The following is an 18,540-nucleotide window of genomic DNA, read 5'->3' as shown; positions in this document are numbered from 1 at the left end:
CATAGAAATTGTGTTGCTAGGATCGCACTTATCAACAGAAACTCCGTTATCACTCACAAATACTACCCATATATTTTTATATTACCTGCTGACTTTACTAACCGACATCTGTTCCAAATAACTTTCTCTATTTAAAGAGACTTTTGGTTGTTTCGGCTTATCTCAGGTTATGCCAGCAAGATAAGAGCCACGTAAGCTAACACAGCTCTTACCTGCTATGAACAGATTGAGATCAATTAATCTTCCTGATCGAGCAATCTTTCAAATTCATCGATTTGAACTTTGACCATGTCGATGCTTTGTTGCCAAAAATCAGCTTGAGTCAGGTCCATTCCTAAGTGCTTTTGAACGACTTCTTCCGCCATCATGCTGCCCGTATCACGAAGCAACGAAACGTAATCGCCGTAGAATTGCTCACCTTTCGCATCGCGCTGAGCGTAAACACCTTTACTGAACAGGTAACCGAACAAGTATGGGTAGTTGTAGAAGCTTACTTGAGAGATGCTGAAATGCAGTTTGCTCGCCCAGAAGTAAGGGTCAGCTTCTGTCATTGCATCGCCATACCACTCTTTCCAAGTCGTTTCCATCAAGTCACACAGCTGCTGAGCCGTTAGCTCGCCTTTTTCACGCTGCTCGTAGAAGGCTTTTTCGAATTCGAAACGCACTGGAATGTTCACCATTAAAGCGAGTGAAGAAGACAACTCTTCCCATAACATCTCAAGTTTCTCGTTACGTGTTTGAGCTTGCGTTAACAAGTGATCACGAACGATGTTTTCAGCAAAGATAGAAGCGGTTTCTGCTAGCGTCATTGGGTAGCGTGTTTGACACAACGGCATGTCTTTCATTACCCAGTTGTGGAACGCATGGCCTAGCTCGTGTGCCAATGTCATTAAGTCAGAGCGGCTGCCGCTCCATGTCATGAACACAAGCGGTGTGCGTGTCGCGGCAAACTTAGTACAGTAAGCACCTAAACGCTTGTTGGCTGCTGGTGCGGCATCAATCCAACCATTCTCAACCATCAAAGCAACGAAGTCAGCCATCTCTGGGTTCACTTCAGCGAAGGCAGTTTTGATCACTTCAATCGCTTCATCAAATGGATAAACCTTAGATTCAGCGTCACCAAGCGGCGGCATCGCAGCTAAGTGGTTCCATGGCTTCATTTCATCTAAGCCATGAACTCTTGCCATCAACAGACCCGCTTTCTGGCCTACTGCGCGATTAGCTTTCGCCACAGACATCATGGTGTCTAGCGTTTCAGGCACAATTCGGCTGCCGTGCAAGCTTGGATCTAAGAAATGTACATCTGAGATTTTCGAACGCTTTTTGTTTTCAGTCAGGCGCCAACCTGCAAGCGCATTTAGAATCGAAGCAAATGACTCTTGGTGTGTCTTCATTGCACCTTGAACAGCGCGCCATGCAGGCTCTTGTTTGTCGAATTCGCTGCCGTACAACAAGCTCGCCGCTTGTGAGAAACCAAGCGCTTCTTCTTCACCATCAAGTTTTAGCGACAGTTTCAAAGAGCCCGTTAGGTTGTCGTATAAACGACCCCATGCATCACGGCCATCCACTTTCATTGCTGCTAACAGCTGTTCTTCAGCCACACTGAGTCGGCTGCTTGAAAGCTTACGTGAACTCTCAATCGCGAAGCGTTGGCCTGCAACATCTGCACTCTCGTGTTCTAAAACCGCATCAATAAACTCTGGTTCAGCGTGAATCAGCGTGTCTTCATAAGGGCTAAACGCTTGAGACATTTCAGAGTTAAGCTTTGCAACACGGCCAAGCAACGCTTTGGCTTCTGTGTGGGTCGCGTCGACCGATGCGTGGCAATTAGCGAAGGTGTTGATTGTACTCAGTAACGTGCCTGCCGCTTCTGAAGTATGAATCGCGTTTTGCATCGCTAGAATGATATGACGCTTTTCAACGTGTAGGTTCAACAGCTCAATGCACTGCTGAATGAGTTCAATGTCCTGTTCGATTTTTGCATCATTAAGATCGCTATAAGCAATGCTTAGATCCCAACTTGGTGTTGTCATGACTAAATTCCTTTCACGTAGGTAGTAATACCAATCAGGTATAGCGGCTGTGAACGCCGCTTTATACTTCTATTTATATTTCTGTTTCTATTTACAGATCTAAAAGATTGTTAATTCTTAAACTGTGTTTTTTGAACACTCAGAGAACAGGTATCCCTATCGATTTAACGCTGATAAAGCTCTGCGCAAACTGAGTGATTTGAATATGCGTTATCGATGCGTTTTCTATCGATAACTTCGAGTACAAACTCGGGTTTTTCCAATCAATATTAAGGCAGTGCGCTAGCAGTATGCGAATCACACCACCATGAGTAACCAACAATATATTGTCACTTGAATCATTCAAAAGTTGCGACCAAGCTTGAGTTACTCTGTCGTGGAAGCTCTGTAAACTTTCTGCGCCAGTTAATTGATGATTAGCAGGGTCTTTCCAAAAGGTTTCTAACATTCCCCACTTGTCTTCAAGTTCATCAAATGGGACACCATCTACTTCACCGAAGTTCATTTCCTGAAAACCCGATGCAACTGATAAAGGCACAGACATACGCTCTGCAAACAAGCTCGCGAGATCACCACATCGTCTTAATGGAGAGCTAACTACGCTATCAAAGGTAATGTATTGTGTAGTTAGTGCCTCACATATCTGTTCTTGAAGATCAGAGTTGACCAGCACATCAGATAAACCATTGAGCGCAGCTTTTCCTTGGACTTTGCCATGTCTTAACAAATAGATGTTTTTGGTTGTTCCATTGACCATGTGTGCGACCTAGCCTTGAATATCAAGCAAGTGATTAGATGGTTTTAAGTGCAGCGGCAATCCGGCAGCAACCAGCGTGACGCGCTCAACGACGCGAGCTAGCGCTTGGTTCATTCGTCCTGCATTGTCCACAAACAAGCGAGACACTTTACCCAGCGGCACCACACCTAAACCGACTTCGTTAGAGACCATGATAATTTGCGCCGGACTTTGCTCGACGCTTTTGATCAATACTTCAACCACGGCTTCAACCTGTTCATTAGTTGCGTCATCACCCAGTTCAAAGATGATGTTGTTCAACCACAAGGTTAGGCAATCAATCAATACCACATCTTCTTTCTCAAAAGACTGCAGTTTTTCGGCTAATTCGACGGGTACTTCATGCTCAATCCACTGCTCGCCACGACGTTGTTGATGGTGCGCGATTCGTTCTCGCATTTCATCATCAAGATATGTCGCTGTCGCAATATAATTGAGGCGTCCATTTGAACATGCTTCAAGCGCACATAATGCTTGTTGCTCTGCAAAACTTGACTTGCCAGAACGAGCGCCGCCCAATACCAGATGGCTGTTTCGCTGTCTTGCTTGATTAGTTTGATTCGTGTTTGTCATAGGAAGCCGTTATAGAAAGTCATTGTAAAATGCAGTAATGAATACAAGGTAAGTCAGCAACTCCATTAACTGTTGAGCCGCACCCAAGCAATCGCCAGTAAAACCGCCAATTCGAGCCATTAACCACTTTTTGAATCCGGTTCTGAACAGATAAGCGACGACAGATAAAACCAAAGCGAATTCAAGACCAAACCACAGGCTAGGCAGCACGCCTACAAGCAATAAGAAGACAAGTTCGCCTTTGGTTTGCTTGTTGGCCAATGGTTTACTTTTACTGGTATCTAAATCACTGACATAAGGCATGTCGTAAATTAGCGATGCAGCAATCGCGCGGCTAAAGGTATAACTGGTCACGATTACCATAAACAGTCCCGTCATGCTTATGAGTTCATTCAACAGCACCCACTTGCCAAGCAGAGCCATAATCAGAGCAGACGCACCATAAGTACCGATTCGACTGTCTTTCATGATGGTCAAACGGCGTTCTAGGGTCATGCCGCCACCAATGCCATCGGCCATATCAGTCAAACCATCTTCATGGAATGCGCCAGTGAGCATCAGGCTAAAACTCATCATCAAAAAGATCGCTACTGCACTCGGCAGTACCACATCAAGTAGCAAGAACACACCGCCACACAGAACACCAAGCAACAAACCAACCGTTGAAAAGTAGCGACCAGAACGGTTCATTCGCTCTGTAGAATAGGGCGTGTTTTTCGGCATTGGCAAGCGAGAAAAGAAACCCATCGCCAGCGCAAACAGCTCCCACTGGTAAGTGACTCGATCTCTCAACGATCTTTCTGGTACATCACTCATTAAACAGTGACTCCGGCACTTTCGAAACTTGCCATGTTGTTGTAGAACTCGGCTGCCGCACGAATAATTGGCATAGCTAGCGCAGCACCTGTGCCCTCGCCTAATCTCAATCCAAGATCGAGCAGTGGCTCAGCGTCGAGCAGCTCTAACAGAATTTTGTGTCCTGACTCTTCAGAGCGATGGGCGAAGATCATATAGTCTCGGCAACTCGGTTCAATTAAAGTCGCGACATACGCCGCAACCGACACGATAAAGCCATCGACTAATACTGGGGTTTTGTTTTGGTAAGCGCCAAGGAAAGTACCGACCATTTGAACGATTTCATAGCCACCGACTTGTGCGAGTACCTCTTTAATATCTTTAACTTCATTCGCATCTAAACCTTTGCAACGCGCGACACCTTGCTCAACCACAGCCACTTTACGTGCAAGCTGTTCATTGTTGATGCCAGTGCCTAGGCCAACACACTCCGCTGCAGCACGATTCGCTAATGCACTTAAGATCGCTGATGCGCTGCTGGTATTTCCGATACCCATTTCACCAAACATGATGATATTGGTGCCATTCGAAATGGTTTTAGATACAAGCTCAGTACCCAGTTCAATCCCACGTTCAACCGTTTCTAAACTCATTGCCGCTTCATTGGCAAAGTTATTGGTTCGCGTACCCAAACGCTGAGAGATCAACATGTCACTGTCTGATTCCACAGGCAACAATATCCCCGTGTCGACTACCGTGATATCGATATTATTCACCGCACAGAAGCAATTGATCGCCGCGCCATCGCTTAAGAAGTTCAACACCATCTGTTGTGTTACCGCGCTTGGAGCAATACTCACGCCTTCGTCAGCAATGCCATGGTCGCCAGCAAAAATAATGATACTTGGCTTATTCAATTCGATGTGTTCAACCGCAGCTTCTTTGCCTTGGCTCTGAATCAAAGCCAGTTGATGTGCGACTTTTTCTAGTAAGCCAAGTACGCCAAGTGGCTTGGTTTTTTGGTCAATTCGGTGTTGGATGTACTGCGAGTATTGGGTATCTAACATAGTTTTTAAAAACGCTTATTCTGGGTACGTTGATATAGGGCTGCTACTTAGGTATTGCTACTTAGGGCGTGCGACAGAAAACACATTGGAAAGCGTCGCGTATTCACCGCCACCCAATCGAGATAAAGGATCAAGTGCTAGTGCATCAATCTTCAAGCGTTCGCTCTCTTTATCGATCACACCTTCAGAGATATACACCTGTTCAACTTGAGCAAAAATAAGGCTTTGCGGTACCTCACCGACTTCTTTTACTTCGTACAAGGTGCATCCAAAAGCGACCGCGCACTCTTTCAATCTCGGTAAAGAGAAGCCTTCAAATTCAACCAGATCAATGTTATTCGCGGTGACTTCCGAATCACCATGTTCAAGGGTAGCTGCTGTCGCCGTCATGGTTTCGGCAGAACTTGAAGAAGCAATGTGAATCACTAGCTTACCCGTTTCTAGGGCATTACGAGTGGTATCTTTGATTTCGCCGGACGGCTTCTTCCCAACCGATAACATCAGTAACGGCGGATTACTAGAAACAGGCGTGAAATAAGAGAAAGGCGCGAGGTTGTACTCTTGGTCAGAAGATTCCGTCAATGCCCACGCAATCGGGCGAGGAACAACGGTTTGTGTCATCAGGTGATAAATCTGAGTGGGAGCAAGAGTATCAAGCTTGAGGTTCATAGCACGTCCTTGGTCTATGTGAATTACGACTCAGTTTACGTGTTAAGCAAGGCTGTATCTATGGCTATGTGGCAGAAACCGCAGAGAGTGTTCTTAATTTAAACAGATCACACTGGTTTTTTCTCAGATTGACAGTCAAATTGACGAACCCTAAAACACAAATAATACTGATAATAGATTTATCAATAACTTACATTTTGGCATCGTTTATGCCTTATCTAAATTACTTATTAATCTCTCCATTGATAAGTACCCATACAGTGAATGCCCACAACACTGACGCTACACGAAGAAAGACAATCGATTGAAAGACAAAACAGAACAACGATTTAGGAGGTGTAATGATTCCAAATTCAAGTAAAAGAAAACCAAATAAATCAAGTAAGAAAGCTAGCAAAAAGGTAAGGAAAATCCCACTGTCCTTTACCTAGTAAGAAGCAAGAAAAGTAACAAAGCCCGTCGCCCAGCGGGATTTGTTATGTTTAACGCCTAACTTAAGTTTCAAACCGCATTTATCTTTCCCACCGCCATTATGTTTCATATCGTACTTATGCTTCAGACCGTACTTATGCGTCGAGCCAAACTAAATCATCTCTTTTTCCATAAACAGGCGACTCCCCACATACTACTGACCACTCGTTTAACAAACTTTTATTCGCTTAAAATTCAAACACTGTTTATATTAAACAAGCACTTGTGGAGTGAAGAAGGGATTAAAATGAGCATTTCTGGAGACAAAACATCGGTCGTGGTGGCTGGTGCAACCGGGTTAATTGGTCATCATGTGATGAAGTTGCTCATCGATGAACCCGCCGTTGATCATATCTATGCCCTATCTCGCCGAGCGTTAGATTCACAGTTTGATTCCAACAAGCTCCACACACTCATTCACAGCGACCTGCAAGTTACCAGTTGGGATGACACGAATGCGACGCCTAATCTTGGCGTTATCTGCTTAGGTACGACTAAGAAAAAGGCAGGATCAAAAGAAGCGCTTCGCAAAATCGATGTGGAACTGGTTAGCCAAGTCGCACAGTCGATGAAGTTTCTTGGGGTTCAACGCGTAGCGGTCGTTTCTAGCTATGGCGCTTCACCAGATTCCTATTCGCACTACCTTCGCTGTAAAGGACAAATGGAACAAAATTTAAAACGTATTGGCTTCAAGCAGCTTTTCATCGCACGCCCTGGGCCTCTGGTGGGTGAGCGTGATGAACCTAGAGCTGATGAAAAACTCCTGCAAAGTGTCTTTCCTCTGCTGTCTCCATTTATGCTTGGTAAGTTCAAAAACCTACGCCCTATTCAGTCGGAAGACGTAGCCAAAGCAATGTTGTTCCGGTTATTCGAAAATAATTTCCAAAATATCGAAATTTACTCGTCAAGTGACATGCTCAATTTATTGGCAAAATATCGCTAAAAAGCTCACCTATTCATCACAATGTTGAATATCCACCCATCCTATTGAGTGGATATTACTAATCGTTCTAATAAATTACTTTTCCTTATTTTACGTTTTGTTACAGGTCGCTACTGTAGCTAACAGTATTTGCGCCCATATATCTAAGCGCCCTATCGATTTAAAGAGATTCATAAGGAAAACAAATGTCATTTTCAGCTATCGCTGCCTTAGCGGTATTCACTGGTATCCTCTTTTTTCTCTACGGACAGCAGAAAAAAGAAAACACACTTTCTCGGCTCGTTTTACTCGGTTTAGTATTTGGTAGCGCATTTGGTCTTGGTCTACAGCTGTTATTTGGTGAAGGCAATCCGGTCATCAACGAAACACTAGACTGGGTAAATATTGTTGGCCGTGGTTATGTTGGCCTACTGAAAATGGTGATCATGCCATTAGTATTGGTTTCAATGATTGCAGCAGTAGTGAAGCTTGAAAAAGGCGGCTCACTGGGCAAGATTTCTGGTATCACCATTTCTGTACTGTTAGCAACAACCGCGATTTCTGCGATTGTTGGTATTGTTGTAACGCAAGCATTCGGCCTGTCTGCTGAAGGTTTAACAGAAGGCGCTCGCGAAACAGCACGTATCGCAACACTTGAAAGCCGCATCGGTAGCGTTTCAGACCTAACAATTCCACAAATGCTGATCAGCTTTATTCCGACTAACCCATTTGCAGACCTAACGGGGGCTCGCTCTACGTCTATCATCGCGGTTGTTATCTTTGGTGTGCTAACGGGCATCGCTGCTCGTAAAGTGATGGCAGAGAAAGAAGAACTAGAATCTCCAATCCGTACTTTCGTTGAAGCGTCACAATCTATCGTTATGCGCTTAGTTAAGATGATCATGGCACTAACGCCATACGGCATCGCAGCGTTAATGGCGAAGGTAGTTGCAACATCAAGTGCTTCTGACATCCTCAGCCTACTGGGTTTCATCGTTGCATCTTACGTTGCGATTCTACTGATGTTCGTCGTACACGGTGTGTTGGTTTCTTTTGTTGGTGTAAACCCGAAAGAGTACTTCCAAAAGATCTGGCCTGTACTGACGTTCGCTTTCACGTCTCGTAGTTCTGCAGCAACAATTCCACTGAACGTTGAAGCTCAAATCACTAAGCTAAACGTGCCACCAGCGATTGCTAACCTGTCTGCCTCTTTCGGTGCGACGATTGGTCAAAACGGTTGTGCGGGTATCTACCCTGCAATGCTAGCAGTCATGGTTGCGCCTACAGTTGGCATCGACCCAATGGACATCAACTTCATTCTGTCTCTGATTGCTATTATCACAGTGAGCTCATTCGGTATTGCTGGCGTAGGTGGCGGTGCAACGTTCGCGGCGCTTATCGTACTTCCTGCTATGGGCCTTCCTGTAACGATTGCAGCACTGCTTATCTCTATCGAGCCACTTATCGATATGGCACGTACGGCGCTTAACGTATCTGGTGCTATGACAGCCGGTACGATCACAAGCCGCCTATTGGGTAAGAAAGACAAGCAACAAGATCTGGAACAAGCGAACGCTTAATGGGTTCGATTGATTCAATCACTTGGGTCTCTTAAGCAAAAAAACCGATGCACATGCATCGGTTTTTTATTATCTGTTACTTCCAATTACCATTACTTCACAAGCAACAGCACTTAGAGCACAAGTTGAATCACTTTCTCAGCAAGTGCTTCATCGTCCTCTTCACTCAATCCGCTGATACCAATCGCGCCAATCACCTGCCCATTTAATTCAATGGGAACACCGCCTTTAAAGCCAGTGATCTTTGGGTCAGTCCAGTAACTTAAGTCTTTACCAGTTTCTCTCGCCCAAGCACCTAAGTTACCGCTTGGCTGTCTATCTCTTGCAGATGTATAAGCTTTGTTCTGTGCTAACAATCCGGCTTGAACACTCACATTATCCATGCGAATAAACGCCAGTAACTCACCGTGCGTATCACACACGCTCACCGCGATTGCTTGCTGATTGCGCTCAGCAATATCGAGAGCATTAAACACCAATTGTTGCGCGATCTTTTGATTCAACATATTCATTCCTTATGGCAGAGCTTGACCACGTGAGTACACGTATAGGTTGTACCACTCTTCACGCGACAGATTTATCTGAGTCGCTACCGCTGAAGCTTTGATTCGCTCTAGATTTGTGGTGCCAATAACAGGCTGAATACTTGCGGGATGACGAAGCAAAAAGGCCAACACAATCGCTTCACTTTCTACCCCATATTGGTTCGCTAACTGAGCCACGTAGTGTGCCGTCTTTTTCACGTGTTCATGTTCTGAATACAAACCTTGCTCAGCAAATCGGCCTTGTGCCAAACAGCCCCAAGCTTGCAGTTGGATGTTATTCATTTGGCAATGTTCTAGTGTGCCAGCGGCGAAATCTGATTGATGGTGCCCTTGCGAGTTAATCATCACCCCATCGTTCAACCAATCCAGTTTGGCTAAGCTCATCTCAACTTGATTCGCGACAACGGGCTGCCCAAGTGCAGATTGCAGGTACTGAATTTGATGACTGTTCATGTTCGACACACCAAAGAAATCGACCTTACCCTTCGCTTTTAAGTGCTCTAACGCTCTTGCCAGGTCATCGAGTTCCATCAAAGGATCAGGGCGATGTAATAACAGCACATCTAGCTTTTCAGTATTCAATCGGTTGAGAATACTGTCTACCGATTGGCTTACCCAATCAGCCGAGAAATCATAACGACCAACATTCCCCCCACCTTCAAAACGAATCCCACACTTAGATTGAATGAACATCTGCTCTCGCAGTTCAGGCGCTTGTTGTAATGCTTGACCAAAGGCTTGCTCAGCTTTGCTGAAGGTATAGATGTCCGCATGGTCGAATAAATTAATACCCGATTCTAATGCTGTGTCGATTACGTTTCGTGTTTGAGCAACATCCGCACTCGTCACTGGATTATCATTCCAACCACCACCTAACCCCATGCAGCCATAGGCAACTTGCCCAACATTCGGCAGATAGTTTGATAATGGGATACTCTTTTTGTCATTCGTTTTGTTTGTAGATTCAGTGCTGTTCGTCATGTCGATTCTCGCTTAGAAGATTTGCTGACCAGAAATATGCCTCTATCATATTGTTCTTTTTAAAAAACAGAATATGCTAGTTACGAAATGATTGTTTGATATGACGAACAATAGATTGGTAGGAACGCGCGAATGAACGAACACAAAAGAATAGAACGACTGATCCTGTTTGTAGAACTTGCTCAACAACTTAACTTTACCAAGGCAGCCGAAAAGCTCGGTATCTCTAAGAGCTACCTTTCTGAGCAGATCAAACGTTTAGAGAATGATTTACAGTGCCCGCTTTTGGTCAGAACCACGCGCAGTGTTCGTTTAACCCAAGAAGGCGAACGCGCGTTGCAACAAGGCTTAACGATTCGCTCGCAAGTTTTACAGCTTGAACGCAGTGTTTCTGAGCAACACGACATCGTAAAAGGTCTATTGCGCCTCACCGCACCAAAGATGTTTACTGAGGTATATCTATTCGATATCTGCCAACAGTTTAGGCAACAATATCCAGAAATCCGCTTTGAGATAAACAGCAGCTACACCAACTTTAATCTCAATCAAGATGATATCGATATCGCGTTTCGTGCCACCAACACGCCACCTGACAACATGGTGGCGAAACACTTGATTAGCTATCAGCATGATTTAGTCGCAACTCCCAGTTATCTTGACCAATTTGGCCGCCCAACCAATGTGAGTGACTTAAGTGATCATCAATGCTTAGCAACGCTGCACCAAACCGAGTGGCCTTTAAAATCGGCAAATATTGATGTGTCCGGTTGGCTTTCAAGCAATGACAACCACTTGCTCAAACAACAAGCTATGGCAGGCAGTGGCATCATCCGTATTGCAAGTTACTACGTTGCGAAAGAGGTCGAGCTTGGAGAGTTAGAGCAAGTGCTGCCTGATGAATGTCTGCAACAAGGCAACAGTATTTACCTTTTCTATCCGCAAGTTATTTATCCGGCAAAGAAACACCAAGTGTTCGTTAAATTTGTTCAGAATTACTTTGAAAGCTTAAGTCGATAAAATGATGCACAGCTCACTAGGGCTTGTTGGTTTCATCTGGCCAACATATTCGTCGTAGCGAGCTCTACTTCAACCTCTTCGGCTGAATGTGATACCAGTGAAAGTCGACTATATGGCCGATCTACTTTCAAGCCTACTCGTCCTAGTTCTTTTATTTTTTCTTGCTCTTACATTTACATTAATACCTAAACATTCACTCTACGAATCGTTTTTCATTGACTTAAAAATGAAATCATAACGACACACTAATTTGCGTAACTTAGGGTGCAAATAGGCAATCAGATTACAGTGCCTATCAGGAGGATGTATGAAACCAAATCGATCTACGGTACTCACTGGACATGTAAAACACTGCCCATGCTGCTCTACCGAACTGGTCATCAAAGACCACATTCACGTTTGCCCGCGCAATGAAATTGGCGACTGTTACTTCGATGGCTATGACCAACACGAACAGCGCGTTAATACCGATTTTATCGATCATGCAAGTGCCAATGATAGCCTTGTTTACGGAATGTCAGAACACTAAGCTTTATTCAAGATTTGTTGAAGTCATTTCGCGCCAAAAAAAATGCAGCGCCAATCGAGTGATTGTTCGCTGCATTCTTAGATCCTGTAAACTTAGCTAACCATTAAAATGGAGCTAGGTAAAACGGATTACCACATTAGATCATCTGGGATCACGAAGTCTTTGTACGGGTCATCTTCGTCTACTTCGTCTGTGCTACCTGCCTGCGTATCAACGATAGATTCTTCGTCGCGCATAGCAATCTTGTTCGCTACTGCTGTTGGAATAACAACATAGCTCTCGCCTTGACGAGCAATACTTAGAATGCCTTTACTTAGTTGCTTTTGAGTCAGCTCTTCTACGTAAAGATATTTAACTAGCGTACCGTCGGTGAAGTTGTATTTGATCTCACCGTTCTTCTGTTCGATCTTGTTCATCTCAATCAGTTGCTTCACTTGAGCTTTAATTTCTTTGCTCAACTGTTGTTCTTTCAACTGTTGGTTTAGCTCTTTGTCTTTCGCTTGCTGCGCCAGTTTAGTTTCTTCAGCTGCCGCTTTTGCTTCACGAGACTGAACGCGAGACTTTTTAGAGCCTTTCTTCGCCTTCTTTAATTTTTTCTCATTTACCAAGCCAGCTTTAAGCATCTGCTCTTGGAGTGTTAACTTTGCCATGACTTTCCCAGTTCAGGATTAAAAACGGCACTATCATACCTGTTTTTGAGGTTTCTGTTTACTGAACAAGAGTAAATTAAAGAACAATCGCAAAATTTATGCTGATAGCTCTAAGCTGTGTCCATATTCCCTTCTTGTTGCTCACAACCTCCACTTTACCGCGACACACAGTTTTCACTTAAGCACGCCAATATTGGCTGTTCCACCGACTCGAAAGCATTAACTGACCCTATTATTCGCGCGCGTACCACTTATCATTCCGATAAGACAATATGTTAATTTTCAATGGTTAATCAATTTTATAAAACCTTGGCATATATCTCATATTTGAATAAATGCCATAGAGTTATAACTCCAATGTCATAACTCTTGACTACGTTATTCTAGACATCAATCAATAAGGATAACGTAAACGATGAAAACTCAATGGACTTGGTTAGCTGCACTTGTGGCATCCACATCAATCGCTTCGACCTCTGCGATCGCAGACACCGACGTGTATCTCACCAATAACACCAATCAAGTGATGACCATTCAAGCCAACCACACTGGTACCGACCTGCTTCAACTCGGTGATGAGTGGCAACAGCATGTTGAACAGATTGGTCCTTGGGAGACGAAGAAGCTGATCAGTTTCAACCGCTGGACTGGTGTGAAATCTGGGAAGACCTATGAGTTTGACACTGTGGTATCAAACGCTGTGGGCGAAAGTGTCACGCTCAACCAAGCCATGAAGGGACATTGGTATAACTCGACACTGCAACATGGTTTGAGTGCCGCAGACGTCAACCTAACATTGCATGACGATCGTAATATTCATCGCAGCACAACCGATGCGTTCGGGGTCAATGCAGAGCTAGCCCTCAAAGCCGATTCTACAGCGCGCTATGATGATATTTATTACACCATCACCCCACCAAAAGTGGATGAGCAACCAGAGCCGGATGCCAATACACTCAAGGTCATGACTTACAACATCTGGGCGCTGCCTGCCATCGCTTCACATATTGGTGACCGCTATGACCTACTCCCTCAATATGTAAAGGGCTATGACGTGTTGGCGCTTCAAGAGGTGTTTGCTAACGGCAGAGATGAGTTCTTGCGTGAGCTTGCGAAAGAGTATCCTTATCAAACTAAAATGCTCGATAAAGATGGGATTAACATATACGACGGTGGTGTGATCATTGTCAGCCGCTATCCTATCGTTAATGAAGCGCAGTATGTTTTCCCTGATTGCACGGGCACAGATTGCTTTGCTGATAAAGGTGTTAACTACGCGGAAGTTATCAAGAATGGTCAGGCTTACCATGTTTTCGGTACCCACACGGCATCATTCGATACGGACACCGCTCGTGATTACCGACAACGTCAATTCAAGCAGATGCGTGCACTGGCGCAGTCTCTGAATATCCCGGCATCAGAAACTGTGGTTTACAGCGGTGACTTCAACGTGAACAAGCTCAAGTTCCCAGACGACTACCAACAGATGTTCGCTAACCTGCAAGCTGACGAACCAACCTACTCAGGTTACACCGCTTCTACCTTTGACCCACGCATCAACAACTTTGCGGGCGAACCTATGTCGGGTGGTGAAAACGTTGAGTATCTCGATTATGTGGTAGTAAGCTCGGAATATGGCGCCAAAGCTCATAACGACAATCGTGTGGATGTCCCAAGATCAACAAGCAGTGAGTTATGGAAGCACTACAACCTTTCAGACCACTTCCCTGTTAGCGCCGTGATCAAGTAACTCGGTGAACCAATAATGCATCGAGTTATATTAATCCTAATGCTCGTCTTAACGGCTAGCATTATTGGCTATTCGTGGTCATCAAAAACGAACGAAACAGCGCTATCTTCTGCTCAACACACAGAACCTAAGCCGCGTGTTTCTACGACAACTAATGACGATAATTTCACACCAACGGCAACCACCAGTTCGGGAAATTCAGCATCGCAGAACAATCTATCCCTAACTGAATCATCGGGCGGAGAAACGCATGTTGAAAACTTAAGCGAACTTGAAGGTAAAGCTCTATTCGATGAACTCGATGGGTTCTGGAAGCTTTGCCAACAACGTGATGACTGCACTGAGCAACTCGCACGATTGAAATCAGAGTTGCCGAGTATATGGTTTGAGTTACTGAGCGACTATCCGCAGCTATCAGTCGACTGGCAATTAGCCCAAAGTACCATCCCACTTGAATCCATAGAGACACTTGAAGAGCGTGTTGCCCTATTCAAACAGTCTGCACAGCAAGTATGGGGAGAGTTGGCCCACCAACTATTCGCAGACCAGTTTGCGCATTTAGATTTTACGCTCGACGCAAACACCCTTAAAGAAAACGAAGCGAGCCAGTTTTTGGCCAATTATCAAGATTTGCTTAGTGAATGGCAAAACAATACGGGCACGTTAAACGCCGAAACACAGCTTCAAAAATATGAACTGGCAGTCTCTTTGATACCCAGCAGCTATAGCCCTGCTGAAGTTGCATCAGTCAAAGCCGACCTCCAAGGTGCCTACTTAGATGAAGCGCAGGCCAGCAACATTGCCGTGCGAGAACAACGAGTCGCACAACAGCAACAAACCGTGATGAGCTATCACAAGCAACTGGATCAGCTCAAAATGACCTTAGACTCTCAGCGAAGCTCGAGTTATGCCACTTGGACTCAACAAGATTGGGACAGTTATTATCAACAGCAAGTCACCGATTTCAGGGAGCAGTTTTTTAGCAAGTAACGCTTTAACTTAAACCGTCACGAAACTGCGCGGGCGTCTTATTGAGCCACCCTTTAAACGCCCTTCTGAAATTTGCGGGGTCGCTATAACCGAGCCTTTCACCGATGTCATCGATACTCATGGTTGTGCCGAGTAACAGCTCTTTGGCCAGTTCCACTCGAACTTCGGTAAGCAATATTTGATAACTGGAATCATGGGTCACTAGCTCTCGCCTGAGTGTACGAGAGCTACAACCAAACTCATCCGCGAGTTGTTCAATATTCGGGAAACTGCCTGCGGTTTGATAAAAGATCGTTTTGATTTGGTTAGTCAGCAGATGCTCAGAGTCCAGCGTTTCCACTATCGACTGGCAAGACGCGAGATAGCGCTTCAGTGTCGCGGCATCATGAGTCAATAAGGTTTGTGATAAAACCGAGGCATCAAAACGCAGTTCACAATGGCTTTGCTCAAAAATCACCGGGCACAGGAAACGGTTGTCATAAAGCTTGGCGTAGTTAGGGCGAGCATAAGGCAAAGCCAAAGTGTGAATATTCAATTCATGACCAGTCAGTTCTTTGAACAAAGAGACGATTGAACTTAAGAAATATTCACTGCAGAAAGGAAGGAGATCACCCACTTCCAAGGTGTTCTCAATCTGAATCACCGCTTGCTCGGAATCTAGAAATAATTTAACCGAGAAAATAGGACCGTTCAGGCGCAGATATTTAAAGCCCGACTTGATGGCCTCCCCGACATTTTGACTGGTCGATAGCGCATAACCCAACACACCAAAGTGACTCAAGCTAGCGTGTTCTCCCAGCCAAAGCCCTAAGCCATCGTGAGGAAAACTCTGATTCGCCAAGCTAAATAACGCAAGTTTATCAGCGTAAGTCAGCTTTCCATTCGGGTCTCGCCAATCCATGTTCGGCAAACCCACATCATTGAGTAGCCTTTCAATATCGATACCTCGTTGCTCTAACGTATTCAACAGCAGCGCGATATCTAATGTACCCAACTGATGCCGATGTCCGGTCGGCTTATACTCCGCGATAATCTCCAATCGTCTCTCCTTATATCGAGCCCATTCCCATAAACATGACTACTCAGCTTCAACAACACTACTGACAAAATCGTGATTGGTAACGCGCTCTTGTCCGAATATGACCTCCCAATTCTACGCTACTCATCGCACAATGGCTTTAGTTGTTAAATTTATGTGAACTATCGCAATGATAAAAACGAATCCTGCTCCACACAGTTTGATTGATTCTAATGGTCAGCCGATCATTGGGCATTTCGATGGCATCCCAAAGCACCTGAACATCGAGAACTTTGACTACCGAAACTCGATGGATGCAAAAGCAAATCTTTGGCAGAAGCACTTCCACTACAAGCAATTTCAATTTGTCAGCATCGTCACCGACACACACATTATCGGAGTCGCTATCGCGGATATTCGCTACTTAGGCTCGGCATTTTGTTATCTGTACGATATTGAAAACAACCATCTGGAAGAGTCATCTTGGTTGAGGCTATTAGGGTTTGATAAGCATGTAACGCCTTCACCATTCGAAGGAAAGACAAGCATTGCAGATCAAAGCATCACCTTTGATATTGAAGACGGACAATGGCGAGTTTGCTTGAATACCAAACTCATCAAGGCCGATATCGCTTTAGAGCCTGAAGCCGACAGCTTGCCCTTGGCGATGTGCAGCCCAACGGGTTATTCAGGTTGGACTTACACCCAAAAGCACAATGCTTTGCGCATCAGCGGTGAAATCCAAATCAAAGGAGAATCACTCGTTCTCGAACAAGCTCGTGCCGGTTATGACTTTTCAGCGGGCTACATGAGACGTGAAACCAGTTGGCGCTGGGCAAGTATCAACACGCAATCCAATGGCACAGATATTGGCCTAAATCTCGCTGCGGGCGTGAATGAGACTGGAGGCTGCGAAAACGTATTGTGGGTCAGTGGAACCAGACACTTACTTAACCCGGTACAGTTTACGTTTAGTCGCCAAGACACGAATTTACCTTGGCAGATAACATCACAAGATGGACGTATAAACCTGACCTTTACGCCCTTAAATAACCGCAGCGAAAAGCTCAATTTATGGCTGTTAAAGAGTAACTTTCGTCAGTTCATTGGTCACTTTTCTGGCTCGATTGAAGACAACAATGGAGTGACACATCAACTCGATGGTGTTCTTGGCCTAACAGAAGATCACTTTGCTCGCTGGTAACGTAATTCTGCTGATTGAATCTCAGGCGAGCAAGTCTAAGTAAACTTGATACTAAGAACGCGTATGGCGTCTCAACAAGGATAAAACATGAATATCGACGCATTAATCAATCACCCAGAATGGCTACTGCTGGTATTAGCGCCCTTATTCGTGGTGTGCATGTTGGCTGAGTATTTTATCGGTCAGAAGCAAGGTCGATTGCCAGATAATTCCAGCTATAAACTTTCAGAAGTGATGTGTAACTTCACGCTTGCGGGAATGCATCAACTCTCCGATTTGCTCACCGGGTTATTGGTCGTGCAGTTGTATCTCTTGATGTTTGGTTGGCGTTTAATGGACATTGAAATGGGCGTGCTGAGTTTCATTGTGTTGATGGTGTTGCAAGACTTTTGCTATTACTGGTTCCATAGAGCAAGCCATCGTGTTCGCTGGATGTGGGCAGCGCACGTCGCGCACCACAGTTCAGAACAGATGAACTTCAGTACGGCTTTCCGTCAAAGCTTAATGTACCCATTCGCAGGCATGTGGTTGTTTTGGGTGCCGCTCGTCATCATAGGTTTCGACCCTAAATGGGTCATCTTTGTGGTGCTTCTCAATCTAGGTTTGCAGTTCTTTGTACATACTCAATGGATACGAAGCTTAGGACCACTTGAATACATCTTTAACACCCCATCACACCACCGTGTGCATCACGGCAAAAACCCGCAATACATCGATAAGAACTACGCCGGTGTTTTGATCATTTGGGATAAGTTGTTTGGTACGTTCGAACCGGAAGTTGAAACCGTACGTTACGGCGTCACCAAACCCGTAAACAGTTTTAACCCGATAGTGGTCACCTTTCAAGAATGGAAGGCCATATTCAAAGATTTGAAGAACCGAGAGCTAACCATGAAACAGAAAGTCCAATTGATACTCTCGCCTCCTTCAGACTAATCAAAGCGATCAGG

18 protein-coding genes are annotated in these 18,540 nt (G+C 44.8%); 8 read left to right on the top strand and 10 right to left on the bottom strand.

From position 1 onward, the window contains the following. Window positions 1-236: 236 nt before the first annotated feature. The 6 genes from AB4384_RS15090 to AB4384_RS15065 form a co-directional block, all read right to left on the bottom strand. Window positions 237-2,033 carry a M3 family oligoendopeptidase gene (locus AB4384_RS15090; RefSeq protein WP_372129757.1) on the bottom strand — a complete coding sequence of 599 codons (1,797 nt, stop codon included), beginning with the start codon at window positions 2,031-2,033 and terminating at the stop codon, window positions 237-239. A 139-nt stretch (window positions 2,034-2,172) separates the two neighbouring features. Next, window positions 2,173-2,790 carry a histidine phosphatase family protein gene (locus tag AB4384_RS15085; RefSeq protein WP_372129756.1) on the bottom strand — a complete coding sequence of 206 codons (618 nt, stop codon included), beginning with the start codon at window positions 2,788-2,790 and terminating at the stop codon, window positions 2,173-2,175. Window positions 2,791-2,799: 9 nt separating this feature from the next. Then, on the bottom strand, window positions 2,800-3,402 hold the full coding sequence (gene cobU / locus AB4384_RS15080) for a bifunctional adenosylcobinamide kinase/adenosylcobinamide-phosphate guanylyltransferase (protein WP_372129755.1): 603 nt from the start codon (window positions 3,400-3,402) through the stop codon (window positions 2,800-2,802). Between the two features lie 9 nt (window positions 3,403-3,411). Further along, a complete protein-coding gene (locus AB4384_RS15075; RefSeq protein ID WP_372129754.1) occupies window positions 3,412-4,218 on the bottom strand; it encodes an adenosylcobinamide-GDP ribazoletransferase in 807 nt (268 codons plus the stop codon). Next, entirely contained in the window at window positions 4,218-5,264 is a 1,047-nt protein-coding gene (cobT, locus tag AB4384_RS15070) for a nicotinate-nucleotide--dimethylbenzimidazole phosphoribosyltransferase (protein WP_372129753.1), read from the bottom strand. The genes AB4384_RS15075 and cobT overlap by 1 nt, the downstream gene beginning before the upstream one ends. Before the next feature lie 57 nt (window positions 5,265-5,321). Then, a complete protein-coding gene (locus AB4384_RS15065; RefSeq protein ID WP_372129752.1) occupies window positions 5,322-5,933 on the bottom strand; it encodes a flavin reductase family protein in 612 nt (203 codons plus the stop codon). A 718-nt stretch (window positions 5,934-6,651) separates the two neighbouring features. On the opposite strand from AB4384_RS15065, the gene AB4384_RS15060 reads away from it, so the two are divergent. Beyond that, a complete protein-coding gene (locus AB4384_RS15060; protein ID WP_017059149.1) occupies window positions 6,652-7,347 on the top strand; it encodes an NAD-dependent epimerase/dehydratase family protein in 696 nt (231 codons plus the stop codon). A 185-nt stretch (window positions 7,348-7,532) separates the two neighbouring features. Beyond that, on the top strand, window positions 7,533-8,906 hold the full coding sequence (locus AB4384_RS15055) for an L-cystine transporter (protein WP_017059148.1): 1,374 nt from the start codon (window positions 7,533-7,535) through the stop codon (window positions 8,904-8,906). 113 nt (window positions 8,907-9,019) lie between these two features. Here AB4384_RS15055 and AB4384_RS15050 read toward each other — a convergent pair whose 3' ends face one another. Then, the gene (locus AB4384_RS15050; protein WP_372129751.1) at window positions 9,020-9,412 is read right to left on the bottom strand and encodes a heme-binding protein; all 393 of its coding nucleotides are present in this window, start codon (window positions 9,410-9,412) and stop codon (window positions 9,020-9,022) included. A 9-nt stretch (window positions 9,413-9,421) separates the two neighbouring features. Then, window positions 9,422-10,432: an aldo/keto reductase family oxidoreductase gene (locus AB4384_RS15045; RefSeq protein WP_372129750.1), complete on the bottom strand. Its 1,011-nt coding sequence runs from the start codon at window positions 10,430-10,432 to the stop codon at window positions 9,422-9,424. Window positions 10,433-10,564: 132 nt separating this feature from the next. On the opposite strand from AB4384_RS15045, the gene AB4384_RS15040 reads away from it, so the two are divergent. Further along, on the top strand, window positions 10,565-11,449 hold the full coding sequence (locus AB4384_RS15040; RefSeq protein ID WP_372129749.1) for a LysR family transcriptional regulator: 885 nt from the start codon (window positions 10,565-10,567) through the stop codon (window positions 11,447-11,449). A gap of 307 nt (window positions 11,450-11,756) precedes the next feature. After that, a complete protein-coding gene (locus tag AB4384_RS15035) occupies window positions 11,757-11,978 on the top strand; it encodes a hypothetical protein (protein WP_102393872.1) in 222 nt (73 codons plus the stop codon). 128 nt (window positions 11,979-12,106) lie between these two features. Here AB4384_RS15035 and AB4384_RS15030 read toward each other — a convergent pair whose 3' ends face one another. Further along, a complete protein-coding gene (locus AB4384_RS15030) occupies window positions 12,107-12,628 on the bottom strand; it encodes a DUF2058 domain-containing protein (RefSeq protein WP_010441213.1) in 522 nt (173 codons plus the stop codon). A gap of 415 nt (window positions 12,629-13,043) precedes the next feature. Here AB4384_RS15030 and AB4384_RS15025 point away from each other — a divergent pair, with 415 nt between their 5' ends. Next, window positions 13,044-14,378 carry a sphingomyelin phosphodiesterase gene (locus AB4384_RS15025; protein ID WP_372129748.1) on the top strand — a complete coding sequence of 445 codons (1,335 nt, stop codon included), beginning with the start codon at window positions 13,044-13,046 and terminating at the stop codon, window positions 14,376-14,378. Between the two features lie 39 nt (window positions 14,379-14,417). Further along, window positions 14,418-15,368 (top strand): chromosome partitioning protein ParA, encoded by a 951-nt coding sequence (locus tag AB4384_RS15020; protein ID WP_372129762.1) that lies wholly within the window; start codon window positions 14,418-14,420, stop codon window positions 15,366-15,368. A 4-nt stretch (window positions 15,369-15,372) separates the two neighbouring features. Here the strand turns inward: AB4384_RS15020 and AB4384_RS15015 are convergent, their stop codons facing one another. Next, entirely contained in the window at window positions 15,373-16,407 is a 1,035-nt protein-coding gene (locus AB4384_RS15015) for an AraC family transcriptional regulator (protein WP_372129747.1), read from the bottom strand. Between the two features lie 169 nt (window positions 16,408-16,576). Between AB4384_RS15015 and AB4384_RS15010 the strand changes: the two genes are divergently transcribed. Together AB4384_RS15010 and AB4384_RS15005 are read left to right on the top strand one after the other, a co-directional pair. Continuing rightward, window positions 16,577-17,590: a DUF2804 domain-containing protein gene (locus AB4384_RS15010; protein ID WP_372129746.1), complete on the top strand. Its 1,014-nt coding sequence runs from the start codon at window positions 16,577-16,579 to the stop codon at window positions 17,588-17,590. An 87-nt stretch (window positions 17,591-17,677) separates the two neighbouring features. Then, a complete protein-coding gene (locus AB4384_RS15005; protein WP_280532941.1) occupies window positions 17,678-18,526 on the top strand; it encodes a sterol desaturase family protein in 849 nt (282 codons plus the stop codon). Window positions 18,527-18,540 lie beyond the last annotated feature (14 nt).

The organism is Vibrio sp. 10N.261.51.A4, from assembly GCF_041471945.1.
In the GTDB taxonomy this organism is placed as follows: Bacteria; Pseudomonadota; Gammaproteobacteria; order Enterobacterales; family Vibrionaceae; genus Vibrio; species Vibrio crassostreae_C.
Note: the sequence above shows the minus strand (reverse complement) of the source record. Positions and strands in the feature narration are given on the sequence as shown.